This window comes from Paraburkholderia acidipaludis NBRC 101816 (assembly GCF_000684975.1).
Taxonomy (GTDB): Bacteria; Pseudomonadota; Gammaproteobacteria; order Burkholderiales; family Burkholderiaceae; genus Paraburkholderia; species Paraburkholderia acidipaludis.
Map to the genome: position 1 here is coordinate 216548 of NZ_BAXZ01000010.1, position 25490 is coordinate 242037.

Consider the following 25490-nt stretch of genomic DNA (forward strand, 5'->3'; position numbering starts at 1 on the left):
GAGGCGCCCGGCGTGTTCATGATGACGCGGGGCGGAGAAACCGTATTATCCCATTTTGGGGGGCGGCCCGCCCAGATCGGCCCAGCCCGGGACAGGACGCGAGCCGCGCCGCCGCCCCGGCGCGGCGGCCCCGCGCGCGAGCCCGGACGCCGTTCCTCGCGCGTCGCGTCGAGGCGGTAAAATTGCGCTTTCCCCTTCCCTTTCGTGCCCGTGCGCACGCTCCCACGATGATCCAATCGATCCAGCGCCCGAGCGGCCGCCCCGCCGACCAGCTTCGCGACGTCCGCATCACCCGCCACTACACGAAGTACGCCGAAGGGTCCGTGCTCGTGGAATTCGGCGACACGAAGGTGTTGTGCACCGCGAGCGTCTCCGAAAGCGTGCCGCCCTTCCTGCGCGACAAGGGCCAGGGCTGGCTCACGGCCGAATACGGCATGCTGCCGCGCGCCACCCACACGCGCAACGATCGCGAGGCCGCGCGCGGCAAGCAGACGGGACGCACCCAGGAAATCCAGCGCCTGATCGGCCGCGCGCTGCGCGCCGTGTTCGACCTCGGAGCGCTCGGCGCGCGCACGATCAACCTCGACTGCGACGTGATCCAGGCCGACGGCGGCACGCGCACCGCCAGCATCACGGGCGCATTCGTCGCGGCGCACGACGCGGTGTCGAAGCTGATTGCAGACGGCCGCCTTGCGCGCTCGCCGATCACCGACTACATCGCCGCGATCTCGGTGGGCGTGTACGAAGGCATGCCCGTACTCGATCTCGACTACGCGGAAGATTCGGCGTGCGACACCGACATGAACGTCGTGATGACGGGCTCAGGCGGACTCGTCGAAGTCCAGGGCACGGCCGAGGGCGCCCCCTTCTCGCGCGCCGAAATGGACACCCTGCTCGACCTCGCGCAAAGCGGCATCCGCTCGCTCGTCGAGAAGCAGAAGGCGGCGCTGGGGATCGCGCATGGCTGACGGCCGTAACACTCGCAGCGACGCCGGCGCGCTTTCGCGCGTCGTGCTCGCGTCGAACAATGCCGGCAAGCTGCGCGAATTCGCGGCGCTGTTCGGCACGGTCGGCATCGAGCTTCTGCCACAGGGCCAGTTCAACGTGCCCGAGGCGGAGGAACCCCATCCCACCTTCGTCGAAAACGCACTCGCCAAGGCGCGCCATGCGGCGAAGCTCACGGGGCTGCCCGCGCTCGCCGACGACTCGGGCCTGTGCGTGCGCGCGCTCTTCGGCGCGCCGGGCGTGTACTCGGCGCGCTTTGCGCAGCTCGCCGGCGGCGAGAAAAGCGACGCGGCCAACAACGCGCTACTCGTCGAACGCCTGAAGGACGAGCCGGACCGCCGCGCGTATTACTACTGCGTGCTCGCCCTCGTGCGTCACGCAGCCGACCCCGAGCCGCTCGTCGCCGAAGGCCGCTGGCAGGGGGTCGTGCTCGACGCGCCGCGCGGCGCGAACGGCTTCGGCTACGACCCGTACTTCTTCCTGCCCGAACTGAACGCCACTGCCGCCGAACTCGACCCGGCCGTGAAGAACGCTTCGAGCCACCGCGCGATGGCGCTCAAGCACCTGCTCGCGCGCCTCAAGGAGGACGCGTGAGCGACCCGCATCAAACCGGCCAGCGCGTGATCCAGGCGTTCTCGACGTCCGGCAGCGTGCGCCTGACTTCGCTGCCGCCGCTCGCGCTCTACGTGCACTTCCCGTGGTGCGTGCGCAAGTGCCCTTATTGCGATTTCAACTCGCACGAATGGAAAGGCGAGCGCTTTCCCGAAGACGACTACCTCGACGCACTGCGCGCCGACCTCGAGCAGGCACTGCCGCTCGTCTGGGGACGCCAGGTGCATACGGTGTTCATCGGAGGCGGAACGCCGAGCCTGCTCTCCGCCGCGGGACTCGACCGCCTGCTCTCGGACGTGCGCGCGCTGCTGCCGCTCGATGCCGACGCCGAGATCACGCTCGAAGCCAACCCCGGCACCTTCGAAGCGGCGAAGTTCGCACAGTTTCGCGCGAGCGGCATCAACCGCCTTTCCGTAGGCATCCAAAGTTTCAACGAAGCGCACCTGAAGGCGCTCGGCCGTATCCACGACGCGGCGCAAGCGCGTCATGCCGTCGAAGTCGCCGCGAAGACCTTCGAGAACTTCAACCTCGATTTGATGTTCGCGCTGCCGCAGCAGACGCTCGCCGAATGTCGGGCCGACATCGAGACGGCGCTCTCGTTCGCGCCGCCGCATCTGTCGCTCTATCACCTGACGCTCGAACCGAACACGCTGTTCGCGAAGTTCCCGCCGGCGCTGCCCGACGACGACCAGTCGGCCGATATGCAGGACTGGATTCACGCGCGCACGGCGGAAGCCGGCTACGAACGCTATGAGGTGTCGGCGTATGCGAAGCCGGGCAGGCAGAGCCGCCATAACCTGAACTATTGGCGCTTCGGCGACTACCTCGGCATTGGCGCAGGCGCGCATACGAAGCTGTCGTTTCCCAACCGCATCCTGCGCCAGGCGCGCTACAAGCACCCGGCGACGTTCATCGATCAGGCGCGCGCCGGCACGCCGGTGCAGGAAGAGCGCGAGGTCGGAGCGCGCGATCTGCCGTTCGAGTTCATGCTGAACGCGCTGCGGCTCGTGGAGGGCTTTCCGGTGCACCGGTTCGTCGAACGCACCGGCCTGCCGATGACGTCGATCGAGCCCGCGCTGCAGGAAGCCGAGCGGCGCGGTCTGATCGCGCGCGATTACGAGAAAATCGCGCCGACCGAACTGGGGCAGCGCTTCCTGAACGACCTGCAGGAGATGTTTCTCAAAGACGCGGAGTGAGGCCCTGCCGGGCGGGGAACCTTTTGGGTTACAATGCGCGGCTCCGGAGGTGTGGCAGAGTGGTTGAATGCACCGGTCTTGAAAACCGGCGAAGGGGTAACCCTTCCGTGAGTTCGAATCTCACCGCCTCCGCCAGAGTGGAACACAAAACCCTGCAAATTCAGATGTTTGCGGGGTTTTTGTTTTTACAGACCATCAATTAGCCCATCAGCAAGCGCAAACTCGCGTCCGTTCCAAGCGCTTTCGGTATCCGGGCGTCCTGTGTCGTTGCCGCTACAGTCCACTAGAATCCGGCTAGAGCCGAAGGAATCCGATGCGGGTGCGGACAATGCGAACTACGCATGCGAATGTCCCAGAGCAAATGCGGACACCACGCACTTTTCTACGAAGCCCGCGCATGTATTCAAAGTGGGGCGCAACATACGTTGCTATCCGCATGATTTTCGCACCAAGGGCACTTTGGACAACGGCGAAGGAGGACGGGCGGCGTTTGAGCGCGTCCGCGGCGAGATCGAGCCGGGACTCGCGCATTGGGTCGAGCGTGAAACTGGGCACGGCCCGTATCGCTTGCGGGCAACCGGCAGCCAGCAGCCAACGCAGAAGACGACGGCAAATACACAGACGACGGGCCGCCCGTCTAAATTAGAGAAAGCTAGATCGGAGGAAGTAGGACTATGGTTCTCGGACGCAAAACGGGCGGTCGCCTGCCCGGCTCGTTAAACAAGACGACACTTAAGATGCGCGATCTTGCCGGGCAAGCATGCACCCGCCGCCATCGAAACGATCATCGCGATCATGCAGCACGGCACAACTGAAGGGGTGCGCCTTTCTGCTGCGTGCGCGATTCTGGATCGCGCTTTTGGTCGCCCATCGGTTTGCACCAAAACCAACAACGACGACGACATTCTCTTCGCCAACCTGTTTGGAAGCGGCCACGACGATGCGGACGAAACCGTGGCTGTCTAGACGATTGCACCGCCCTGAAAAAAAGCGCACAGCGCCCGCCGAGCAGCGGCGTATTCGATCAGCGGCTACCGATCACCATCTCAAAATTGAGCCACCCAGGCTCGCGTCCGGTTGGACAGTGCTCGACATTGCGCCCTGACAATTGTTGACCATTTTCGTATTGAGACACCCCGCTTTGCACGTTATAAGCCGAGAGGGGCTGAAATAGCTCCACATTGTGATCGGCTCTGTTTCTATCGCATTGACCTGTTTCAGGAAGTCAAAACGTGAATACGCAAAATGCAAATGAGACGTTCCCGAGCGCACAGGGAAAACGGCGGCGCAAGTTCCTGCCGGAGCGCAAGCCCGGCCATCCATTGTGGCAGTGGGTGCCGGCCGTTGGGTTCCGGATTGCCGTAGTACCGGTCGCATCGCTGGTGTTGGTGGCGGGCGTCGGATTTTGCCAGGCGGTGACGAAGACCGGATCGTATGGCGAGTTTGATCTGATGGGATTTAACCGAACTGATCGCTATATCGCTCAGTTTTACGTCGAAGGGCAATGGGGCGGAAATCTTTTTCCAAAAGGCAATGGTGGTGGAGGTAGTGCGACTTGCTGCACGAGCATTCCGCGAGGCAGCAAGACACTTCATGTCAGGTGGGTCCTTGGCTGGAAAACTGACGAGCAATTCCGAAACCGCGCTCCGCAGGAAACCTACGAAGCCGACGTACCGCTCCCAGTCATGCCAAGGGGGGCGAAGAGTGGTCACATTCAAATCTACTTCTTCCCCGGCAACCGGATCAGTGCGATGTACACCACCGATCTAGATGAGTCAGAAGTTAAACCCCAGGTAGTTGGACGACGCATCGCAGACACCCCGTACAACGGCTAAAGGCCCCCAAGCACAAAACATTCATGACAGATATGGTGGACATGTTCCACAAGAAGCCGTCCAATCCTGACGCAGCCAGTCCCCAGTACGTGGGTGAAGTACCTGACGCCGCAGCCACCGTGCAGCGAGCAATTTCGATTAGCAAAACCTTTCCCGACACACCGCCCGATGGCTGCTATCGCTGCGAGCAGGAACTGTATATCAGCTTTTTCTTCGACGGTTTTGGCCACGACCAGAAAGCCGACGCGCAGAAGGGTGCCTTGTCGAATATTGGCCGCTTGTTTGCCGCGCACAAGAACGACGAGAAGAAAGGTGCATATCGGCGCTATTACGAAGGGCTTGGCACCCGCCTGAGTAATGCCCCGGTCACTGCACATGACGTGCTTGCGCCGGTCGGGAAAGACGCAGAATCCATCGCAACGGACAAAGCCCAGGGGGTGGTGTCCGATCCGTACAAAAAGCCGCTTTCGGCCATGACCAAAGCTAAGTGGGCAAATCCCGACATGGCGGTGAGCGAGATCGTCAAGGAAGGACAAAACGTCGCTGCCGAGCAGGTGAACCGTGAGAAGGTCTGGGCAAAAATCACAGACTGGAAAGGCGTCGTCAAGGCGAAATGGGCAGGCGTAAGCTTCATGCTGATTGCTGAAAACGTCGCGTCAATCCGCGACAATGAAAAAGCGGCTGCATTCCTTGGAACGGGCGTGGCGAAGCGCGTTGATAAGGCGGTGGGCGACCTCAAGGAGATCGTCAAAAACGCGGCGAAGAATCCACGCGAGATCAAGCGGATCAAGATCGCGGTGTTTGGGTACGACCGGGGGGCGCTCGTTGCACGAACTTTCGCGAACCAGCTTTTCGGGAAGGAATGCAAGCTCGTCAAGGGTGAGGCGCAGTTTCAGGGTATCCCGGTTGAATGCGATTTCATGGGGCTGTTCGACAGCGTATCTGCGTCTTACGCCGATACCCTCTTCACCAAAGCGCTAGCTACCGCAATTGGTATGGTGCCGACCGGGGGAATCACGCGACCGGTTGTCCGTTACCTTGCAGATGGCGCATTGCAACTGGTGTCACTGATCAAACGTAGGCTCGACGCCGTGGAGATTCCCGATCAGGTCAAGCGCGTGGTGCATTACGTCGCCGCCAACGAACTGCGTTTCTACAAGCGTGTCGATTCGTTGCGCAAATCGCAGGCGCAGGACCGGATCACCGAAGTCGTTTTCCCCGGTACACAGCCCGATATCGGCGGTGGCGTGCGTAACGAGGATGGCGGCAAAAGCAATGAACTCGCGAAACTCGTTGTACGTTGCATGCACCAGGAAGCTTGGTTTAACGGCGTGCCGCTACTGAGACTCGATCAGATGTCGGGGCCATTGCATCCGGTACTGGCCGAGTTCCAGAGTTTTCAGCCCATTACAAGTGGTGGAGCAAAGCATACAGTAGACGATCTGTTTCAGGCGTACTTGGGGCACGTTCGCGCTTCTGGCCCACTCGAAAAGCACTTCATGGCGCACCAGAAGGTATTTGTGTCGTATCTGCGCAGGGTCAATGACAGCCTTGGAAGAAATGATGGCACGCATTTCTCGAACCGTGCCGCCTTCGAGTATCAGGCGTTGATCGACAACTCTGGTGGATCGTTCTCGCCCGAACTGGGCGTGAATGTCACGATGACGGGTACGTCGGCTACGGATATCGCGGATCCCCATGCAAAGGAACTGGGATTGACTTGGGAAAATCCGCAGCCGCTGCCGCCGCTGGTGTTGGCTTTCTTCGACCACGTCTTCCATAACACGATGACCGAACCGCTGAACGACGCGGCGTTGAACACGGTTAGCTATTTCATGGTGCGCCCGATTGAAGACGACATGCCCGCACCTGTCGCGCCACTACCCGATCCGATCCCAGGCGCTGGCGTCCTGTAACTGCATTCGACGGGAACAGAATTCTAGCCGCGCCTCGTGCGCGGCTTTTCGTTGGTCCCCTTGTACGCTTACAACGACAAGACTTGTCGTGCCCACGCCTCCATCATCGGGCGGCGCTGTTCCAGCAAATCAGTCCGGTGATAAGCACTTTCAACCTTGTTCGCGATGGTAGCCATTGTCAACTCTCCAGTTCGCGTGCGAGACGCAGTGCGCGAGCAATATCCGCATCCTGCGTGCGCTTGTCACCCCCACATAGCAGGATGATAAAAACGCCGCGGCGCTGTGTGTAATACACCCGGTATCCAGGTCCATAGTCGATGCGCAACTCGGAAACGCCCTCCGCTACCGGCTTCACATCGCCGGGGTTTCCATCCATCAGCCGCTAAATACGGCTGGATGCGGGCACGCGCCCGGAGATCGCGCAAACCATCAATCCATCGGGCGAATTCAGTGGTTTTGCGCAGTTCGATCATTGCCAGGGTGTAGCCTCTGGCTACACCCTGGCAATGACACAGAAAACAGGGCCCGATGCCAGCACCATCCAAACACAAAACTAGGTGAAAACCCTAATAATACGGTAAAATCCCACGCATTCCGGGAAATCACCACCATGCCGCACCGTTACCAAATCCTCGAAAAGATCGCCTTCACGCTCGTCGTTTTGTCTGCCGTGATGTGCTCCGGCTTCATCGCCTGGGAAAGCTCGCCCGACTTCCGCGCGAACTTCCAGCAGGGCAAGGATCTCTTTCTGAAGAGCGGCGAGTACTCGTATGCCTGCGCAACGGTCGCGACCGACCCGTGCGCGCAGTTCCCGCTCGAGTAAGCCTCGGGCCGTCCCACCTCGTCTTAATGGCGTCACCGAGTCTCCCGCGCATGGCGCAGGTCACAGCGGGTTGCATCCGCGAGCATTTCGACTAAGCTCGAATCTGGTCTCGCCTCCGAGCTTGTTCGACAATGCTCATCCGCGCCTGCCCGCCTGGCGGCTTCGCCGCGTCACGCGCCAATCTGCTGCGGCGCTTCGGCTTCGTTTTGCCCCTGCTAATCGCGAGCGCCTGCACCATCACGCCCCCGCAGCGTCCGCTCCTGATCATTCCGCCCGCAGCCATCAACAGCAACACGCTCGACCAGTACCGCACGGCCGTTGCCCACCGCATCGTCGATCGCAACCCCTCGTATATCCTGCACGGCTCGCCTCAGGCGATGCTGCGCTCGCTCGTGGTCGTTTCCTTCGTCGTGGACCGCAACGGCCAGATTGTGAAGTCGTCGGTCTATCGCACCAACGGCGACGACGAGGCCGAAGCCACCGCGCTATCTACGCTGCGCCGCGCGGCACCCTTGCCCGTGCCTCCGGAACGGCTGCTCAACCCGGCAGGTCAGCTCGAAATGTTCGAAGACTGGCTCTTCAACGACAACGGCAAGTTCCAGTTGCGCACGCTCGCGTCGCCGCAGGCCCAGAACTTCGACTGAACGGCCAACCAGCCGCGCCCGCGCCGCCTTGCTGCGCGCAAACTGCGGTCGTTATAATTTTTCGCTATCTAGCCGGCCAAGCGCTGCGCCCCGAACAAAGACGCACACCGCCGGATGACGCCAAACCCGGCGACCACGTGCCTCACAACGACTGGAGACTTGGTACATGTCGACTTCCCCGATTTCGCCCGCGCGCGCCGGCGAGAACGGCGCCGGCGCGACGCGCACGGCGCGCGTGATCTTCGCGAGCTTTATCGGCACCGCGATCGAGTTCTACGATTTCTATGTATACGCAACGGCCGCCGCGCTCGTGATCGGCCCGGTGTTCTTCCCGCACGGCTCGGCGACGGCGCAGGCGCTTTCGGCTTTCGTCACGTTCGGCATCGCGTTCGTCGCGCGGCCCATCGGCTCCTTTCTGTTCGGCCATTTCGGCGACCGTATCGGCCGCAAATCGACGCTCGTCGCCTCGCTGCTCGTCATGGGCCTCTCCACCACGCTGATCGGTTTCGTGCCCGGCTATGACTCGATCGGCGGCCTCGCGCCGATCCTGCTATGCGTCCTGCGCTTCGGCCAGGGGATCGGCCTCGGCGGCGAATGGGGCGGCGCCGCGCTGCTCGCGACCGAATACGCGCCCGCCGGCAAGCGCGGCTGGTTCGGCATGTTCCCGCAGCTCGGGCCGTCGGTGGGTTTTCTCGCCTCGAACGGCCTTTTCTTCGGCCTCGCCTCGACGCTCTCCGACCAGCAGTTCCGCGACTGGGGCTGGCGCGTGCCGTTCGTCGTTTCGGCCGTGCTCGTCGCGCTCGGCCTCTATGTGCGGTTGAAGATTGCCGAAACACCCGCCTTCAAGGCGGCCATCGAGCGCGAGGAGCGCGTGCGCGTGCCGGTCGTGACGCTCCTCGCCCATCACTGGCGGCCCACGCTCCTTGGCGCGCTCGCGATGGTCGTCTGCTACACGCTGTTCTACAACGCCACGGTGTTCTCGCTCTCGCACGGCGTGACGGCGCTGCATATTCCGCGTCCGACCTTCCTCGGCATGCTGTGCGTCGCGGTCGTCTTCATGGGTCTCGCCACACCGCTCTCGGCATGGGCAAGCGACCGCTGGGGCCGCAAGCCGGTACTAACCGCCGGCTGCATCGCGGCGATCGCCTCGGGCTTCACGATGGCGCCGCTGCTCGGCAGCGGTTCGCTGCCGCTCGTGCTGCTATTCCTTGTGATCGAGCTGTTCCTGATGGGCGCCACCTTCGCGCCGATGGGCGCGCTCCTGCCCGAGCTCTTCCCCACGAGCGTGCGCTATACCGGTGCGGGCGTGGCGTACAACCTGGGCGGCATTCTCGGCGCTTCGGTGGCGCCGTATATCGCTCAGGTGCTCGCCGCGCGCGGCGGCCTGTCGTGGGTTGGCGCGTACGTGTCGATCGCGGCCGCGATCAGCCTGTTCGGTGTCCTGTGCATGCACGAGACACGCGACAGGACACTGATGTAATACCCAGGGCCATCCCTGATAAAAAAGCGGCGTCCGCAAAAACGGACTCCGCTTTTTTTGTCCACTTTGAGCGCGTGCGGCGCCTGACTATACTTCGTTCAACAGATCAGTATTTCGGTCAGCCCACGCTGTCTTTCCCATTCCGGGGGTCGACGATGAACATCCATCTGAACAACGCCGACGTCGTCCTGATCATCGCCATCGCGCTCGGCACTTCGCTCGTGCTGGCCTTCAGGCTGCACACGACGAGCTGGCGCGCCGTGGTGATCGAAGCGATCGCCGCTAACGCCGCCGCCATCGCGGCGGTCGTCGCACTCGAAATGCTGCTGGCCTGAGTCGCATGCTGCTGGTGGCGGCACGCGTGCCGCCCTCGCTCTCCGGGTCGATCAGCGTCAGTAGTAGTAGCCGTGATGGTAGCCGCCGCCATAGTAGCCGCCGGCCGGCACCACGACGCACCCGCTCAGCGCCGCCGCGAGCAATGCACCTGCAATGAGGGTTAGCGTCAGTCGTTTCACTTCATTCTCCCGTCGAGTCAATGTCTGTTGTCCTGGTGTGCCGTATCTGGCTTCCAGACGATTCGATTGAACACGACGGCGACTTCGCCAGGCGTTGCAATTTGTAAGTAGCGATGTGGTGCGTGTTACACGCGAGGCGCGATGTCCCGCAGCGCCGCCGCGCCCACGGCATATTCACCAACTCGCGGCGACACTTTTAACAAACGTGTAAACGGAAAACCGCGCGCAAGCCTGCGCGGGAAAGCGCAAAAAAGGCGGGCGCGTGTCGTCTCCGTGTCGCCCCGGTGTCACTCATGCAGCCGAAACGGCCGGGCCTTGCAGCGATGCATCGGCGCGCGGCGGATAGACCTCGCTCACGGCGTCGAGCGCGGCCTGCACAGGCGGCACGTGGTTGCCGTCCCCCACCGAAACCGATCTGCCGGGCGCGCGCACGCCCGTGTGTTCCGCCGAGGTCGTGACGAAGATCATCACGGTAGGCCTCAGCAGCGCGTGCGAGAGGTGGACAAAGCCCGTATCGGTGCCGACGACGAGCGCAACGTCCTCGATACGCTGCGCCACCTGCGGGACGGTCAGACGCGGCAGCACCACGGCGCCGGGCACGATGGCGGCGATCTCTTCGGCCGTGGCGCGCTCGTTGTCCGAGCCCCACGGCAGTTCGACGCGCAGACCGCGCGACTGCAAATCGCGGCAGAGTTCACCCCAATGCGCGACCGGCCACTTCTTTTCGTCCTTCGACGTCGCATGGAAGATCAGCGCGGTCGGCCCTTCGGGCGCGGGCAGCGCCGTTCCGTCGCGCGGGATGCGCATGTTGAACACGGGCGGCGTATCGATCGTATAGCCGAGCGCTTCGCCCGCGCTGATGCGCATGCCGGTCCACGCATCGGTTCGCGGACGCGGCCCGAAACGCCCGTTGTACGCGAACGCCGCGCCGCGCTCGCCGAGATCCTGGGAGAGATAGCCGAAGCGCCGTTTCGAGCGCGTGAGCGCAGCGATGATGGCGCTCTTGTACACGCCATGAATGTCGACCACGGCGTCGTAGCGCACGGCGCGCAACTCGCCGATCGAATCCCAGATGGCTTTCAGGTCGCTCCATTTGCGCGTTTTCTTGAAGCGGCGCAGCGGCGCGCAAAGTACCCGGTCGACGCCGGCGTTCCAGCGCACGATATCGGCAAACGCTTCGTCCGAGGCCCAGTCCACCGTCGCACCGGGGAACTCGCGCTGTATGTCGGCCACCACCGGCAATGCCTCGACGATGTCGCCCAGCGAGGTCACCTTGATAATCAGAAACCGTTTCATTGTCCTGCCGGCTCAATATCCATGAATTTTTCCGAGATTCTAGCGGAATGCCGGCATCGTCAAGCAGCTGATCCGGGCAATCCCCAGCGATACATCGCGCCCTTGTTTATCGCGGGGAAAAGCGCTGGTGAAAGAATAGTCAGGAAGCGATCGCCGAAACCATGAAGGATGGCGCGCACCGACCCGCCCTATAATTTCGTCTTTGCGCCCTGGCAGAGCTCATGCAACCGGCAAACTACGACCTTTATTCGACCTTCGTGCGGCGCGCACGACGCCTCTGGCGGCAATACGGCGTACTGTGGCTCGGCGCGGTCGCCGTGGGTCTCGTGGCCGTGTTCTATGCCCGCCTCATCGACTGGGGCTACAACGCCTTTCTGCACCTGCAGCGCGAGCATATCTGGCTGCCCCTTATCCTGACGCCTGCCGTCGCGGCCGTTTCCGTCTGGCTCACGCGCACTTTCTTCCGCGGCGCCGAAGGCAGCGGCATTCCGCAGGTGATCGCCGTGCTGCACGCGAAACCCGGCGAATCGGGCGAGCGGCTGCTCACCCTGCGCATTCTGGCCGGCAAGATCGCCGTGTCGTTTCTCGGCATTCTCGGCGGCTTCACCATCGGCCGCGAGGGGCCGACGGTGCAGGTCGGCGCCGCGCTCATGTTCAACATGCGGCGGCTCTATCCGCGCTCGAACGTGCTCATCGAGCGCAAGCTCGTGCTGGCCGGCGCCGCCGCGGGGCTTTCCGCCGCGTTCAACACGCCGCTGGCCGGCATCGTCTTCGCCATCGAGGAACTCACGCGCAGCTTCGAAGCGCGTGCGAGCGGCGTGGTCATCACCACCATCATCATCGCGGGCGTGATCGCGCTCGGCCTGAACGGCAACTACACCTACTTCGGCACGATCCAGATCGGCTCGCACTTTCCCGACCTGCTCGCCGTTGCGGTACTGCTCACCGCCGTCGTCACCGGCATTGCGGGCGGCGTCTTCTGCTGGCTGCTGCTCAATACCGCGCGCTGGATTCCCGCGCCGCTGCGCAAGCTGCACGGCGACCAGCCTATCGCCTTCGCGGCGCTCTGCGGTTTCATCATCGCCGTGATCGGGCTCGTTTCGGGCGGCACGACGTTCGGCAGCGGCTATGCGGAAGCGCGCGGCCTGCTCGACGGCCGCGAGCATCTGTCGCTCGCGTATCCGTTCCTGAAGATGGCGTCGATGGTGGGCTCTTACCTGCCCGGGATTCCGGGCGGCATCTTCGCGCCGTCGCTGTCGATCGGCGCGGGCTTCGGCAACGCGCTGCACATGGTGTTTGGCAGCCTGGAACTGCAGATGCTCATCGCGCTCGCGATGGTCGGCTATCTCGCGGCCGTCACGCAGTCACCCATTACGTCGTTCGTGATCGTGATGGAGATGATCAACGGTCACGCGCTCGTGATCTCGCTGATGGCCACGGCGCTGATCGCGAGCCGCGTCTCGCGCCTTTTCGCGCCGCCGCTCTACGAAACCTTGTCGCAGCGCTACACGGCGCCGCCGCAGCCGGCTGCCGCACCGCAGGCCGCAGCAGCAGCCGACGAGGCGCCCGCCGACGTGCCCGAGCCGCTCAGACGCAACGAGCCCGACAGCGCCACCGCGAACGAAACCTCCGATCGCTGAAACGCCGCGGGCTCGTGTTCAGGTCCCCTCAGGCAGCCTTCTCAGGCAACCTGCTCAAGCAGCCTCGGCAGGCTGCCTGCCCCCGAAGGCGCCTCAGGCCGCCCAGTGGCCTTCGACCCAACGCCAGTTCGGGCCGTGCGCCACCCAGTGGCCGGGCACCCAGTGGTAGCCCACGCGCTCGCGCTGCCAGTGGCCGGCGATCCACACGTACTGGCCGTGATCCCACTTCCAGTGGCCCTTGTCCCAGACATAACCGGCGCGCGGAGCCGGCACCACTTCGACGCGCTCGGCGGGCGGCGGCATGTTCGGCTCGACGACGACGACTTCGGCAAAAGCCGGTGCGGCGACTGCGCAAACGCCAGCGGCAAGAAACGCGCCTTTGGCGAGCATCAGGCGGAAGGACTTGTTCATATGGATCACCCTTGTCAGTTGTTAGACGCCAGAGTTGGCGCTACAGCAATCAATGCGCGAACCCCGATTTTCGCTGACATGAGCCGTATTACGACCGTGGATGAAGTGAAACCGATTGTTTCGCGCAAGGCGAATGCAGGCTTGGGAAGCCGTGTGGGTCGAGACGGCGGGCGAAGCGCGTCAATCCGGCGGCGCGCCTCGCCACGTTCTCAGGCTTGCGGGATCTCGATCTTGACCTCGAGCACTTCGAGGTCGTCCTGGCGTTCGAGACTCACGCGTATATCTTCGTCGGAAATCTTCACGTACTTCGAGATCACCGCAACCAGTTCGCGCTGCAACGCCGGCAGATAATCGGCGGGCGGATGGCCGCCTGCCCGCTCGTGAGCGATGATGAGCTGCAGGCGTTCCTTCGCTACCGAGGCGGACTTCTTCTTCTCGCCGAGAAAAAACGAAAGAAACGACATGACGTGCGCCTCCCTTACTTGTTGCCGAAGAGGCGCTGAAAGAGGCCCGGCTTCTGGTAATCGGTGAAACGAAGCGACTTGTCTTCGCCAAGGAAGCGCGAGACGACGTCCTTGTACGATTCGGCGACATCGGTGCCGTCGAGGTGCACGGCGGGCAGACCCTGATTCGATGCGTGCAGCACGGCTTCCGACTCCGGAATCACGCCGATCAGCTCGATGCGCAGGATTTCCTGAATGTCGGTCAGCGAGAGCATTTCGCCTTCGCTCACGCGCTTCGGGTTGTAGCGCGTGATGAGCAGGTGCTCCTTGACGGGATCCGCGCCTTCGATCGCGCGCTTCGTCTTCGACGAGAGCATGCCGAGGATGCGGTCCGAATCGCGCACCGAGGAGACTTCCGGGTTCGTCACGATGAGCGCTTCGTCGGCGAAGTGCATCGCGAGCAGCGCGCCCGACTCGATGCCCGCGGGCGAATCGCACACGATGTACTCGAAGTCCATCTTGCGCAGGTCCTCGATCACCTTTTCCACGCCTTCCTTCGTGAGCGCGTCCTTGTCGCGCGTTTGCGAAGCCGGCAGGATGAAGAGATTTTCGCACTTCTTGTCCTTGATGAGCGCCTGGTTCAGGTTCGCTTCACCCTGGATCACGTTGATGAGGTCGTACACGACGCGGCGCTCGCAACCCATGATGAGGTCGAGATTGCGCAGGCCCACGTCGAAGTCGATGACCGCGGTCTTGTGGCCGCGCAACGCGAGGCCCGATGCGAAGCTCGCGCTCGTGGTCGTCTTGCCCACGCCGCCCTTGCCCGAAGTCACCACAATGATTTTTGCCATTCCCTTAACCTTGTGTTCGTCAGTTTCTTCAGTTTGGTCCCATCGCGCGCCGCTATGCTGGCCGCTGCACCAACTTCTGCCGGCGCGTCAGGTGAGCCTCAACGGTTCGATCAACAGCTTTTCTTCTTCGTCCAGCCGGATCTGCACCGGCTTGCCGGCCACCTCGCCGGGAAGCGGGACTTCAGTCGTACGGTAGATGCCCGCAATCGAAATCAGTTCCGCCTCGAGACACGTGCAGAAGATGCGCGCGTCGTGATTGCCGTGCACGCCCGCCAGCGCCCGGCCGCGCAACGGCGCGTAGATGTGAATGTTGCCTTCGGCGATGACTTCCGCACCGTTCGAGACGAGGCCGAGCACGACCAGGTCGCCCTTCGCGTAGATGCGCTGGCCCGAACGCAGCGGCCGGTCGACGACCAGCGCCGGCTCCGCACGCGCAGCGCGCACGGCCGCATCGCCGGCGGCCGGGGGCGTGTCGGCAAGCGGCTCGCTCGCGGCGGGAAAGAGCTCGGGTTGTGCGGGCGCGGAGGACGTCGCCTGCGGCTCGGCGGTTGCCGTGGCTGCTACGGACGAAGCCGCGGACACACCAGCCGACGCGTCGGCGGCCTCCTCCTCCGCTGCCGTTTTGGCGCTCGCGCCGCGGCGGTCGCGCGCTTCGAGGAACGGCAGGCCGGCCTCGGCAGCCCATGCGTGCTGCGCCGGATGCGCCACGACGCCGACCGGGTGCATACGCACGCTCTCGAGCAGGCGCACGATGTCGCCAAGCGCGACCTGCTCGCTGTCGGCGAGGCGCCGCAAATCGATGGCAACCGTGTCGTTCGCGAAGAATTCGGGCGTAGCTTCGAAGCGCCGCGTGAGTTCGGCGCGCATGGCATCCAGCTCGGTCGTCTTGACCACGAACAGAAGCGTATCGACTGAACCGCTCTTCAGTTCAAAATATGGCGATTTCCTGGGCGACATGGCGTTCGGCGAAAAATTTTGCGTATTTTACAGGCGTCGACGCGCGCGGCCATTATTTTTAGCGGTTAAATCAGGCGACGGTAATCTGGGGCCCTTTCGCACCACACGGCAAACGCAAGGAAAACGCGGCGTGGCCGTTCGCACGCGAGGGCGCGTATGGGTAAGGGAACGATGAAAGGCGCGCGGTTGGCAGCGCGCCGGAAACGCTAGTTCGGCTGAGCCTGCGTTGCGCCCGGGGCCCGACCGCCGACGTCGCGCACGAGCAGCGTTTCCCATTGTTCGGGCGAATGCTGGCTGCGCGCGTGATCGCCGGTTGCAACGAAGCCGAAGCGCTCGTAAAAGCGCATGGCGGTCGTGTTGTTGTCGGTGATCCAGGCGTAGACCTGCGTGGTGCCCTCGGCGACGAGCCAGTCGATTGCCGCGTTCAACAGCAGTTCGCCGCCGCGCAGGTGCCGCACGGCCGGCGCGACCCACAGCGCCGAAACGAATGCCCGGCGCGCCGGCGCGCTCTCGAAGCTCGCGCCGATCAGGCCGGCGGGATGGCCTTCGGTGTACAGGATGAACGAGGTGACGGAATGCGAGTCCGCATACCGGGCCGCGGCCGCATCGAAAACCGCCGCATCGGCGGAGAGCGCGTCTTCAAGCGTGGCATCGCCGAACGCGTAGGGCGCATCGCGCAACGACGCAGTTCTGAGCTCGCGAAGCACCGCACCCTGATCGGCGGCGATACGGCGAACGGTCAGTGACGGACTCATGCAGTCGTAAACCCCTATAAACCAGTAACGCGTAGCTTTAACCGAACTCGCCTGGGAGTCAAATCCTTATTTGACAAAAGTGACCGTTCGTCGCGCCGACGCTTCACGGCCACCCCGGCATGCACATGGCGCTTTACAGACGGCGCCGCAACAGTCATGCCCTGACGTATATCAGGGCGACTCGTAGTCGCCGGTGCCGTCCGGCCAGGGCGTGAGGAGCTCGTAGCCGTCGTCGGTCACGGCGACCATGTGCTCCCATTGCGCGGAGAGCGAGCGGTCCTTCGTCACCACCGTCCAGCCGTCGCGCTGCACGGCGGTGCCGGCGCGGCCCGCGTTGACCATCGGCTCGATCGTGAAGACCATGCCGGGCTTCAGGCGCAGGCCATGCCCCGGCTGGCCGTAGTGCAACACCTGCGGTTCTTCGTGGTAGACCTTGCCGATGCCGTGCCCGCAGTACTCCCGCACGATCGAAAAGCCGTCCGCCTGCGCGCGGCGTTGGATCGCGTGGCCTACGTCGCCGAGCGTCGCGCCCGGCCGCACCTCGCGAATGCCGGCCACCATCGCCTCGTAGGTCGTGTCGATCAGCTGGCGCCCCACCGTGCTCGGCGTGCCCACGGTGTACATGCGGCTCGTGTCCCCGAAATAGCCGTCCTTGATCACGGCGACGTCGATATTGATGATGTCGCCGTCCTTGAGGATCTCGTTGCGGTTCGGAATGCCGTGGCAGACCACCTGATTGACCGAGGTGCAGATCGTCTTCGGGAAGCCGAGGTAGCCCACGTTGGCCGGCACGGCCTTGAGCTTGTTGACGATGAAGTCGTTGCAGATTGCGTCGAGGTCGTCGGTGGAGGCGCCGGGCCTGACGTGCTCGCCGATCATCGCAAGGACGTCGGCGGCCAGCCGGCCGGAAATGCGCAACCGCTCGATGTCGGCGGCGGACTTGTAGGTGATAGCCATCTGTGGACCGAAGTGCGCGCGGCACCGCTCGTCGAGCCGCGCCGCCAGTTCAAGGCAAAGGAGCGATTGTACCGGGGGCGCTGAAGCCCGCCAGCCTGCGGGACCGCCACGGAACCGGACAGGTCAGGCTGTGCGCGGTCCATGCCGCCCTCAGGGATGAGAAATATCTTACAACGCCAGGCGCAGAACGTCGTGACCGCGATCACCGTCTGGACTTCGCCGTGGTGTTCGCCGACAAGCCGACAAAGGCATTAAAGGCTGGCGACAAGCCGGTACTCGACGGCAAAGTAACGGGAGGCCGCTGCCCCCCACCAGGGGGCAGCAAGTGGACGCTCCGCGTCACCGGCCCCGTAACGGGCAAGCGTCGCGACGCAGGCCTTGGCGTCTATCCCGAAGTCTCGATTGCCGACGCGGGCGACAAGGCGCTTGATGCGATCACACCCGCCGACTGCGCCGACGTGTTACGCCCCATATGGCTGGAGAAGGTAGAAACCGCCAGCCGTACCCGCCAGCGGATGCACGCCGTGATGCAATGGGCCTGGGCGCATGGCCAGGCGATTCCGCCGCCCTAAAAAAGAAGCTACTGCGCCCGCCGAACGGTGCAGTAGTCGAGCGGCAACCACCGACAATCATCTCAAAATCAGACTTCCCAAGCTCGCGTCCGCTTAGGCAATTCTCGACTTTGCGCCCTGACAATTGCTGACTATTTTTCAGGCGTTTTCGTATTGAGCCACCCCGTATTGCGGGTTATAAGCCGTGAAGGACTGAAATAGCTCCGCATTGTGATCGGCTCTGTTTCTATCGCATTGACCTAGTTCAGAAAGTCAAAACATGAATACGCAAAATGAAAATGGGACATTCCCGAGCGCGCAGGGGAAACGACAGCGCAGGTTCCTACCGGAGCGCAAGCCCGGCGATCCGCGGTGGCAGTGGGTGCTGGCCGTTGCGTTCCAGATTGCTGTAGTACCCGTTGCCTCGTTCGTGCTGGTGACGGGTGTTGGATTTTGCCAGGATGTTACGAAGACGGGATCGTATGGTGAGTTCTACCTGATGGGATTTAACCGGACGGATCGCACCATTGCACATTTTTATGTGGACGGAGACTGGGGCGGCAACATGGGGGCACACGGAGAAAGCGGTGCAACGTGTTGCACAAGCCTTCGTCGTGATGCCAAGTCGCTTCACGTCCGGTGGATTCTTGACTGGAAATCCATGGCTGACGCAGACCGCAATCTGCCGATGGAAACGTACGAGGCCGACGTCCCGCTTCCCCCCATTCCCAAAGGTGCCAAGGACGGCCATATCAAGATCTATTTCTTCCCCGGTAACCGGATCGGTGCAGGCTATACCGCCAATCTGGATGACATTGAAGTCAAGCCGCAAGTAACTGGACGACGCGTCGCAGATACGGTGTTCAACGACTGACAACGAAATCTGACCAAGGAAATCAAGCAATGTCTGACCTGATGGGCATATTCCAAAAGAAACCGGCCAATCCCGATGCGGCCAGCCCCGAGTATGTTGATGAAATGCCTGACGCAGCCGCGATTGTGAAGCGTGCGATTGCCTTCAGCAAGACGCTTCCCGATACGCCACCCGACGGCTGCTACCGCTGCGAACAGGAACTGTACGTCAGCTTTTTCTTCGACGGTTTTGGCCACGACCAGAAGGTCGATGCGCAGAAGGGCACACTCTCGAACATTGGCCGCCTGTTCGCAGCCCATATCATTGATCCCAAGAAGGGTGTCGAAAAGCGCTATTACCAAGGGCTTGGCACCCGCCTGAGTAATGCCCCAGTGACGGCACATGACGTGCTTGCACCTGCCGAGAATGACGCTGAATCCATCGCAACGGGGAAGGCCCAGGGGGTGGTGTCCGATCCCTACAAGAAGCCTCTTTCGGCAATGGCCAAGGCCAAGTGGAACAACCCCAACGCGACGATGCGCGAACTTGCCACTGAAGGCCAGAATGTTGCTGCCGGGCAAGTGGACCGCGAGAAGGTCTGGGCAAAAATCACGGACTGGAAGGGTGTCGTCAAGGCGAAATGGGCGGACGTCGGCTTTATGCTGATTGCCGAAAACGTCACCGCGATACGCGATAGCGAAAAAGGGGCTGCATTGCTTGGAACGGGCGTGGCCAAGCGTGTTGACAAGGCAGTTGCGGAGTTCAAGGAAATTGTCGAAAAGGCGGCGAAGGACCCGCGTCCGCTCAAGCGCATCAAGATCGCTGTGTTTGGTTACGACCGGGGGGCGCTGGTTGCGCGAACCTTCGCGAGCCAGCTTTTCGGGAAAGAATGCAAGCTGGTCAAGGGGGAGACGCAGTTTCAGGGCATCCCGGTCGAGTGCGATTTCATGGGGCTGTTTGACAGCGTGTCGGCGTCTTACGCGGATACGCTCTTCATCAAAGCGATTACCACCGCAATCGGCATGGTGCCGACGGGCGGGATCACGCGACCGGTTGTCCGTTACCTTGCCGACGGCGCATTGCAACTCGTGTCGCTGATCAAGCGCAGGCTCGACGCTGTGGAGATTCCCGACCAGGTCAGGCGCGTGGTGCACTACGTCGCCGCCAATGAACTGCGCTTCTACAAGCGTGTTGATTCGCTGCGCAAGTCACAGGCCAAGGACCGGATCACCGAAGTCGTTTTCCCCGGTACGCAGCCCGATATCGGCGGCGGCGCGCGTAACGGGGACGGTGGCAAGAGCAATGAACTTGCGAAACTCGTCGCGCGTTGCATGCACGAGGAGGCGTGGTCTAGCGGCGTGCCCTTGCAACGGCTCGATCAACTAGCGGCGAAACTGCCGGGCGTACTTCGGGAATTCCGATCAAAGGCACCGCTGAGCGTCAATGGCGCGACGTATACGGTTGACGATCTGTTCCAGGCGTATCTTCGGCACGTTCACGCGTCTGGCCCGCTTGAAAAGCACTTCATGGCACATCAGAAGGTATTCGTCTCGTATTTGCGCCGAGTCAATGACCGCCTTGGAAAAACTGACGGCACGCATTTCTCGAATCGCGCAGCCTTCGAATATCAGGCGTTGATCGACAATTCGGGCGGATCGTTCTCGCCCGAACTGGGCGTGAATGTAACGATGCCCGGTACGTCGGCCACGGATATCGCGGACCCAGATGCGAAGGAACTGGGGTTGACCTGGGAAAATCCGCAGTCCCTGCCACCGCTGGTGTTGGCTTTCTTCGACCACGTTTTCCACAACACCATGACCGAACCGCTGAACGACGCGGCGCTGAATGCCGTCAGCTATTTCATGTTGCGCCCGATTGAAGACGAACTGCCCGCGCCAGTCGCCCCGCTGCCCGATCCCATCCCGGGGGCCGGTGTACTGTAATCGCTGGCGGCTGAGACGCCACGAGAAGTCCCAAAGCCGCGCCATGTGCGCAGTTTTTCTTTGGTACGCCTTCCCTCGTCGCAATGCGCGCAGCGCCCTGGTTGCCGTATGAGCGAGTCGCCACGTGGGTCGTTTTGTGGGTCGGAAAAACGAAAGCCCCGTAAGTCATTGACTTTACGGGGCCTTTACCTTAAATCTGGCGGAGAGGGTGGGATTCGAACCCACGGTACGGGGGAACCGTACGCCTGATTTCGAGTCAGGTACAATCGACCACTCTGCCACCTCTCCGGTGTTCTACTACCGCGGCGAGCACTACAAACATGCCTTCACCGCGATCTCGCCAGCCCGGTCGTTGACTGGCGAAGCGAAGATTATAGAACATCCTGCAGCATTTTCCAAGCCCTCTTTCAAAAAATCGGAGGGCGAGAAAAACACCGTGTACCGGAGAGCGTCAACCGTTCGCTGCGAGGCGCGCCACCCCACCCATGTACGGACGCAGCACTTCAGGCACCGTCACCGAACCGTCTGCTTCCTGATAATTCTCCAGCACCGCCACGAGCGCGCGGCCGACCGCGAGGCCCGAACCGTTGAGCGTATGCACGAGTTCCGGCTTGCCCTGCGCGTTGCGATAACGCGCCTGCATGCGGCGCGCCTGGAACGCTTCGGTATTCGAGCAGCTCGAAATTTCGCGATAGGTGTTCTGCGCGGGCAGCCAGACTTCGAGGTCATACGTCTTCGCCGCCGAAAAGCCCATGTCGCCCGTGCACAGCGTAATCACGCGATACGGCAGGCCGAGCTTCTGCAGGATCGTCTCGGCGTGGACGACCATCTGCTCCAGCGCGTCATAAGACGTTTCCGGCGCGACGATCTGCACCATTTCCACCTTGTCGAACTGATGCTGGCGAATCATGCCGCGCGTGTCGCGGCCATACGAACCGGCCTCCGAACGGAAGCACGGCGAATGCGCCGTGAGCTTGATCGGCAGTGCGTTCGCCTCGACGATGCTCTCGCGCACCGTGTTCGTGAGCGAGATCTCCGAAGTCGAGATCAGGTACTGCGTGACCGTGTTCTCGGCGCCGCCCTTCTCCACGCGGAACATGTCGTCGGCGAACTTGGGCAGTTGGCCCGTGCCGTACAGGATGTCCGGATTGACGATGTACGGCGTGTAGGTTTCCGCGTAACCGTGCTGCAGCGTATGCGTGTCGAGCATGAACTGCGCGAGCGCGCGGTGCAGGCGCGCCATCTGGCCGCGCAGCATCGTGAAGCGCGCGCCCGAGAGCTTCGCGCCGGTCTCGAAGTCGAGGCCGAGCGGCGTGCCCACGTCCACGTGGTCCTTCACTTCGAACTCGAACTGGCGCGGCGTGCCCCAGCGGCGCACTTCGACGTTGTCGTTTTCGTCCTTGCCCACCGGCGCGCTGTCGTGCGGCAGATTGGGCACGCCGAGCAGCAGGTCGGACAGGCTCGACTGGATCTCTTCGAGCTTCGCGGCCGACGCCTTCATTTCGTCGCCGATGCCGCCCACTTCGGCCATCACCGCCGACGTGTCCTCGCCACGGCCCTTCATCGCGCCGATCTGTTTCGACAAGCTGTTGCGGCGCGCCTGCAGTTCTTCGGTGCGGGTCTGGATGGCGCGGCGTTCCGCTTCGAGCGCGGAGAAAGCCGCGACGTCGAGGGTGTAGCCGCGGTCGGCGAGGCGCTTCGCGACGCCTTCGAGGTCTTTGCGCAGCAGCTGGATGTCGAGCATGGGATTGTGAGACGCAGTTTCGTTGTGTGAAGTGGCAATTTTAGCGCACCGGCGCGCGGGGTCCGAGGGCGCCCGTCCCGGCGGCGTTCAGCTCCGGCGCTTCTTCTCGCGAATCTCGTCCTTGTGTTCCTCGCGCCATTGCGCGTCGAGTTCGGCAAGGCGCGCGAGCTTCTCGCCGATCTTGCCTTCAAGCCCGCGCGGCGTCGGCTGATACCAGCGCGGCTCGCGCATGCCGTCCGGCAGATAGGTCTCGCCCGCCGCGTAGGCATCGGGTTCGTCGTGCGCGTAGCGGTATTCGTGGCCGTAGCCCAGTTCCTTCATGAGCTTGGTGGGCGCGTTGCGCAGATGAACCGGCACGGCACGCGACTGGTCCTTGCCGACAAAGCGCCGCGCCTCGTTGTACGCCATGTAGCCCGCGTTCGACTTGGGCGCGACGGCCAGGTAGATCACGGCCTGCGCGAGGGCGAGCTCACCCTCGGGGGAACCGAGGCGCTCGTAAGTCTCGGCGGCGTCGAGCGTGATGCGCCCCGCGCGCGGGTCGGCCAGGCCGATGTCCTCCCACGCCATGCGCACGATGCGCCGCGCGAGGTAGCGCGGGTCGGCGCCGCCGTCGAGCATGCGGCAGAACCAGTAGAGCGCGCCGTCCGGGTTGCTGCCGCGCACCGACTTGTGCAGCGCGCTGATCTGGTCGTAGAAGGCGTCGCCGCCCTTGTCGAAGCGACGCAGATTCTCCGCGAGCGCACTGCCCAGCAGCGCCGTGTCGATTTCCGTGGACTTCTGCTGCGCGGCGGCGCGCGCCACGATTTCCAGATTGTTCAGGAGCTTGCGCCCGTCGCCGTCGGCCGAGCCGATCAGCGCCTTCTTCGCCTCGTCCGCGAAGGTCAGGCCGCCCAGCTCCGCGCTGGCGCGCTCGAGCAGCTCGCCCTGCTCTTCCTCGTCGAGGCTCTTCAGCACGTACACCGCCGCGCGCGACAGCAGCGCACTGTTCACTTCGAACGAGGGGTTTTCAGTCGTCGCGCCGACGAACACGAACAGGCCCGATTCCACGTGCGGCAGGAATGCGTCCTGCTGGCTCTTGTTAAAGCGATGGACTTCGTCGACGAACACAAGCGTCTGATGGCCGTGCGCACGATGCAGCTGCGCGGTCTCCACCGCCTCGCGGATGTCCTTCACGCCCGAGAGCACCGCCGAAAGCGCGATGAATTCGGCGTGAAAGGCGTCGGCCATGAGGCGCGCGAGCGTAGTCTTGCCGACGCCCGGCGGCCCCCAGAGGATCATCGAATGCGCTTCGCCGGACTCGAACGCGACACGCAACGGCTTGTTGGGCCCAAGCAGATGCTTCTGGCCGATGACTTCGTCGATGGAGCGCGGGCGCAGCCGCTCGGCGAGCGGTACGTTGGCACGGGTTTCTTCGAACATGAGGTTTTCGCGATAATGTCGGCTTTTCGGCGCGACCACTCCAAAAGGGGGAACGTCGGCCGCGCCAGATCCAATCGTGCATTATGACAGTGTGCGGCGGCGGGGCGAGGTGCGCCGGAACAAGCAGCCACGCCGCGCATGATCCGACCCGAAAATACCAAAATCATTCGACGACACCAGAGGACACTTCTCCCGATGACCCAGGATTCACCCGCCGGCGCAGCCGGCTCCACCTACGCCCCGCTCCTGCCGGTGCCCGACGCGCGCCGCCAGTTCCGCACCGGCGACGCCTTCGCGCTGTGGTTCTCGCTCGGCATCGGCCTGCTCGTCGCGCAAGCGGGCGCATTGCTCGTGCCGGGCCTCGCGCTGCCGGCCGCGCTCGCGGCGATCGGCATCGGCACCGTGATCGGCGTGGTGCTGCTCGCGCTCGCGGGCGTGATCGGCACGGATACCGGGCTCGCCGCCATGTCGTCGCTGCGCCCCACGCTCGGCGTGCGCGGCGCCTCGGTGCCGGCCATCATCAACATGGTGCAGCTCGTGGGCTGGGGCTCGTTCGAGATCATCGTGATGCGCGACTCCGCCGACGCGCTCGCAAAGCAGGCCTTCGGCTTCTCGGTGCCACTCGTCTGGACGCTGCTGGCCGGCCTCCTCGCGACGCTGCTCGCCGTGAGCGGTCCGCTCTCGTTCGTGCGGCGCTTTTTGCGGACGTGGGGGATCTGGCTGCTGCTCGCGGGCGCCGCGTGGCTCACGTGGAATCTGCTCGCGCGCCACGACCTGGGCGCGCTGATGCGCCGCCCCGGCACGGGCGACATGCCGTTCGGCAGCGCCATCGACCTCGTGGTGGCGATGCCGCTCTCGTGGCTGCCGCTGATTGCCGACTACACGCGCTTTGGCCGCCGCGCCGGCGAAACCTTCCGCGGCACGCTGGTCGGCTATGGCATCGCGAACCTCTGGTTCTATGCGCTCGGCGCGATCTACGGCCTCGCGGCGGGCGGCGGCGACGCCCTCCTCACCTCGGCGCTTGCCCAGGCGGGCGGCGGCTTCGCGCTGCTGCTCGTGCTGATCGACGAGGTGGACAACGCCTTCGCCGACATTCACTCGGCCGCCGTTTCCACCGGGACGTTCTGGACGCGCGCGAGCGTGCCCTGGCTCTCGGCGGCGTTCGGCGCGATCTGCACGCTGATCGGCATCGTCGTGCCGATGGCGCGTTACGAGAACTTCCTGCTCTTCATCGGTTCGGTGTTCGCGCCGCTCTTCGGCGTCGTGCTGGCCGATCATTTCGTGGTGCGCCGCCGCCGCATCGAACCCAAGGCGCTCGCCGATCTGAGCGGCGTGTACGGCTATTCGGGCGGCTGGCACGTGAGCGCATTCGTGGCGTGGGTGATCGGCTTCGGCGCCTATCAGGCGCTCAATCAGTGGCTGCCGAATCTCGGTGCGACGCTGCCGTCGCTCGTGGTCGGCGCGCTTTGCTACCTCGTGCTGGCCAGCCGCCGGCGCGCCGCTTACGCATAACGCCGTCAGCTTCGACTAACGCCTGAACCCAACGCCGCGCCGCCAGGCGCGGCGTTTTCGTTCGTGCGAGCGCGATGCATGAAAAAAGCCACGCCGCGAACGATTCGCGGCGTGGCTTGCTTTCCGGCCGAT

General features: G+C 63.4%; 26 protein-coding genes and 2 tRNA genes. 16 read left to right on the forward strand and 12 right to left on the reverse strand.

Annotated features, from left to right (window positions below; translation table 11 throughout):
• Positions 1–227 precede the first annotated feature (227 nt).
• From rph to BAC01S_RS31315, 7 genes are all read left to right on the forward strand, one after another.
• Complete coding sequence (gene rph, locus BAC01S_RS14325; protein WP_027795388.1) at positions 228–968, forward strand: ribonuclease PH; 741 nt, start codon at positions 228–230, stop codon at positions 966–968.
• Positions 961–1599 carry an RdgB/HAM1 family non-canonical purine NTP pyrophosphatase gene (gene rdgB / locus BAC01S_RS14330; protein ID WP_027795389.1) on the forward strand — a complete coding sequence of 213 codons (639 nt, stop codon included), beginning with the start codon at positions 961–963 and terminating at the stop codon, positions 1597–1599. The genes rph and rdgB overlap by 8 nt, the downstream gene beginning before the upstream one ends.
• Positions 1596–2813: a radical SAM family heme chaperone HemW gene (gene hemW, locus BAC01S_RS14335; protein WP_027795390.1), complete on the forward strand. Its 1218-nt coding sequence runs from the start codon at positions 1596–1598 to the stop codon at positions 2811–2813. The genes rdgB and hemW overlap by 4 nt, the downstream gene beginning before the upstream one ends.
• Positions 2814–2858: 45 nt before the next feature.
• A tRNA-Ser gene (locus BAC01S_RS14340) sits at positions 2859–2948 on the forward strand.
• Positions 2949–3560: 612 nt separating this feature from the next.
• Complete coding sequence (locus tag BAC01S_RS14345; RefSeq protein WP_027795391.1) at positions 3561–3779, forward strand: hypothetical protein; 219 nt, start codon at positions 3561–3563, stop codon at positions 3777–3779.
• Positions 3780–4045: 266 nt separating this feature from the next.
• The gene (locus BAC01S_RS33845; protein ID WP_156954414.1) at positions 4046–4648 is read left to right on the forward strand and encodes a DUF3304 domain-containing protein; all 603 of its coding nucleotides are present in this window, start codon (positions 4046–4048) and stop codon (positions 4646–4648) included.
• 23 nt (positions 4649–4671) lie between these two features.
• Positions 4672–6564 (forward strand): phospholipase effector Tle1 domain-containing protein, encoded by a 1893-nt coding sequence (locus BAC01S_RS31315; RefSeq protein WP_084168583.1) that lies wholly within the window; start codon positions 4672–4674, stop codon positions 6562–6564.
• Positions 6565–6742: 178 nt separating this feature from the next.
• Here BAC01S_RS31315 and BAC01S_RS31320 read toward each other — a convergent pair whose 3' ends face one another.
• Complete coding sequence (locus BAC01S_RS31320) at positions 6743–6940, reverse strand: type II toxin-antitoxin system RelE/ParE family toxin (RefSeq protein WP_456088820.1); 198 nt, start codon at positions 6938–6940, stop codon at positions 6743–6745.
• Positions 6941–7174: 234 nt separating this feature from the next.
• Between BAC01S_RS31320 and BAC01S_RS14360 the strand changes: the two genes are divergently transcribed.
• The 4 genes from BAC01S_RS14360 to BAC01S_RS14375 all read left to right on the forward strand — a co-directional run bounded on the left by BAC01S_RS14360 (position 7175) and on the right by BAC01S_RS14375 (position 9846).
• Entirely contained in the window at positions 7175–7387 is a 213-nt protein-coding gene (locus tag BAC01S_RS14360; RefSeq protein ID WP_027795392.1) for a hypothetical protein, read from the forward strand.
• A 131-nt stretch (positions 7388–7518) separates the two neighbouring features.
• Positions 7519–8031: an energy transducer TonB family protein gene (locus BAC01S_RS14365; RefSeq protein ID WP_027795393.1), complete on the forward strand. Its 513-nt coding sequence runs from the start codon at positions 7519–7521 to the stop codon at positions 8029–8031.
• Between the two features lie 166 nt (positions 8032–8197).
• The gene (locus tag BAC01S_RS14370) at positions 8198–9511 is read left to right on the forward strand and encodes an MFS transporter (RefSeq protein ID WP_027795394.1); all 1314 of its coding nucleotides are present in this window, start codon (positions 8198–8200) and stop codon (positions 9509–9511) included.
• Between the two features lie 155 nt (positions 9512–9666).
• Positions 9667–9846, forward strand: coding sequence for a hypothetical protein (locus tag BAC01S_RS14375; protein WP_027795395.1), 180 nt, complete (start codon positions 9667–9669; stop codon positions 9844–9846).
• A 57-nt stretch (positions 9847–9903) separates the two neighbouring features.
• Here the strand turns inward: BAC01S_RS14375 and BAC01S_RS35800 are convergent, their stop codons facing one another.
• Positions 9904–10026: a hypothetical protein gene (locus BAC01S_RS35800; protein ID WP_281175909.1), complete on the reverse strand. Its 123-nt coding sequence runs from the start codon at positions 10024–10026 to the stop codon at positions 9904–9906.
• A gap of 291 nt (positions 10027–10317) precedes the next feature.
• Positions 10318–11322 carry a lipopolysaccharide heptosyltransferase I gene (gene waaC / locus BAC01S_RS14385; RefSeq protein WP_027795396.1) on the reverse strand — a complete coding sequence of 335 codons (1005 nt, stop codon included), beginning with the start codon at positions 11320–11322 and terminating at the stop codon, positions 10318–10320.
• A gap of 221 nt (positions 11323–11543) precedes the next feature.
• Between waaC and BAC01S_RS31325 the strand changes: the two genes are divergently transcribed.
• Positions 11544–12962 (forward strand): chloride channel protein, encoded by a 1419-nt coding sequence (locus BAC01S_RS31325; protein WP_084168584.1) that lies wholly within the window; start codon positions 11544–11546, stop codon positions 12960–12962.
• Between the two features lie 93 nt (positions 12963–13055).
• Here BAC01S_RS31325 and BAC01S_RS14395 read toward each other — a convergent pair whose 3' ends face one another.
• From BAC01S_RS14395 to map, 6 genes are all read right to left on the reverse strand, one after another.
• A complete protein-coding gene (locus tag BAC01S_RS14395; protein ID WP_027795397.1) occupies positions 13056–13373 on the reverse strand; it encodes a YXWGXW repeat-containing protein in 318 nt (105 codons plus the stop codon).
• A 209-nt stretch (positions 13374–13582) separates the two neighbouring features.
• Positions 13583–13837: a cell division topological specificity factor MinE gene (gene minE / locus BAC01S_RS14400; protein ID WP_027795398.1), complete on the reverse strand. Its 255-nt coding sequence runs from the start codon at positions 13835–13837 to the stop codon at positions 13583–13585.
• A 14-nt stretch (positions 13838–13851) separates the two neighbouring features.
• Complete coding sequence (gene minD / locus BAC01S_RS14405; RefSeq protein WP_027795399.1) at positions 13852–14667, reverse strand: septum site-determining protein MinD; 816 nt, start codon at positions 14665–14667, stop codon at positions 13852–13854.
• Between the two features lie 87 nt (positions 14668–14754).
• Entirely contained in the window at positions 14755–15624 is an 870-nt protein-coding gene (gene minC, locus BAC01S_RS14410; protein ID WP_027795400.1) for a septum site-determining protein MinC, read from the reverse strand.
• A 206-nt stretch (positions 15625–15830) separates the two neighbouring features.
• Entirely contained in the window at positions 15831–16379 is a 549-nt protein-coding gene (locus BAC01S_RS31330; protein ID WP_043202246.1) for a GNAT family N-acetyltransferase, read from the reverse strand.
• Positions 16380–16550: 171 nt separating this feature from the next.
• The gene (gene map, locus BAC01S_RS14420; RefSeq protein ID WP_027795401.1) at positions 16551–17336 is read right to left on the reverse strand and encodes a type I methionyl aminopeptidase; all 786 of its coding nucleotides are present in this window, start codon (positions 17334–17336) and stop codon (positions 16551–16553) included.
• Positions 17337–17557: 221 nt separating this feature from the next.
• Between map and BAC01S_RS14425 the strand changes: the two genes are divergently transcribed.
• The 3 genes from BAC01S_RS14425 to BAC01S_RS14435 all read left to right on the forward strand — a co-directional run bounded on the left by BAC01S_RS14425 (position 17558) and on the right by BAC01S_RS14435 (position 20683).
• On the forward strand, positions 17558–17908 hold the full coding sequence (locus BAC01S_RS14425) for an Arm DNA-binding domain-containing protein (protein ID WP_027795402.1): 351 nt from the start codon (positions 17558–17560) through the stop codon (positions 17906–17908).
• Positions 17909–18167: 259 nt separating this feature from the next.
• Positions 18168–18761 (forward strand): DUF3304 domain-containing protein, encoded by a 594-nt coding sequence (locus BAC01S_RS14430; protein ID WP_027795403.1) that lies wholly within the window; start codon positions 18168–18170, stop codon positions 18759–18761.
• Between the two features lie 29 nt (positions 18762–18790).
• Positions 18791–20683, forward strand: coding sequence for a phospholipase effector Tle1 domain-containing protein (locus BAC01S_RS14435; protein WP_084168585.1), 1893 nt, complete (start codon positions 18791–18793; stop codon positions 20681–20683).
• Positions 20684–20880: 197 nt separating this feature from the next.
• Here the strand turns inward: BAC01S_RS14435 and BAC01S_RS14440 are convergent.
• The 3 genes from BAC01S_RS14440 to BAC01S_RS14450 form a co-directional block, all read right to left on the reverse strand.
• Positions 20881–20971: transfer RNA gene (locus BAC01S_RS14440), tRNA-Ser, on the reverse strand.
• A 163-nt stretch (positions 20972–21134) separates the two neighbouring features.
• Positions 21135–22427: a serine--tRNA ligase gene (serS, locus tag BAC01S_RS14445; RefSeq protein ID WP_027795405.1), complete on the reverse strand. Its 1293-nt coding sequence runs from the start codon at positions 22425–22427 to the stop codon at positions 21135–21137.
• Between the two features lie 87 nt (positions 22428–22514).
• Positions 22515–23846, reverse strand: a complete 1332-nt coding sequence (locus tag BAC01S_RS14450) for a replication-associated recombination protein A (protein ID WP_027795406.1) — start codon at positions 23844–23846, stop codon at positions 22515–22517.
• A gap of 195 nt (positions 23847–24041) precedes the next feature.
• Between BAC01S_RS14450 and cytX the strand changes: the two genes are divergently transcribed.
• Positions 24042–25358, forward strand: coding sequence for a putative hydroxymethylpyrimidine transporter CytX (gene cytX, locus BAC01S_RS14455; RefSeq protein ID WP_027795407.1), 1317 nt, complete (start codon positions 24042–24044; stop codon positions 25356–25358).
• Positions 25359–25490: the final 132 nt, after the last annotated feature.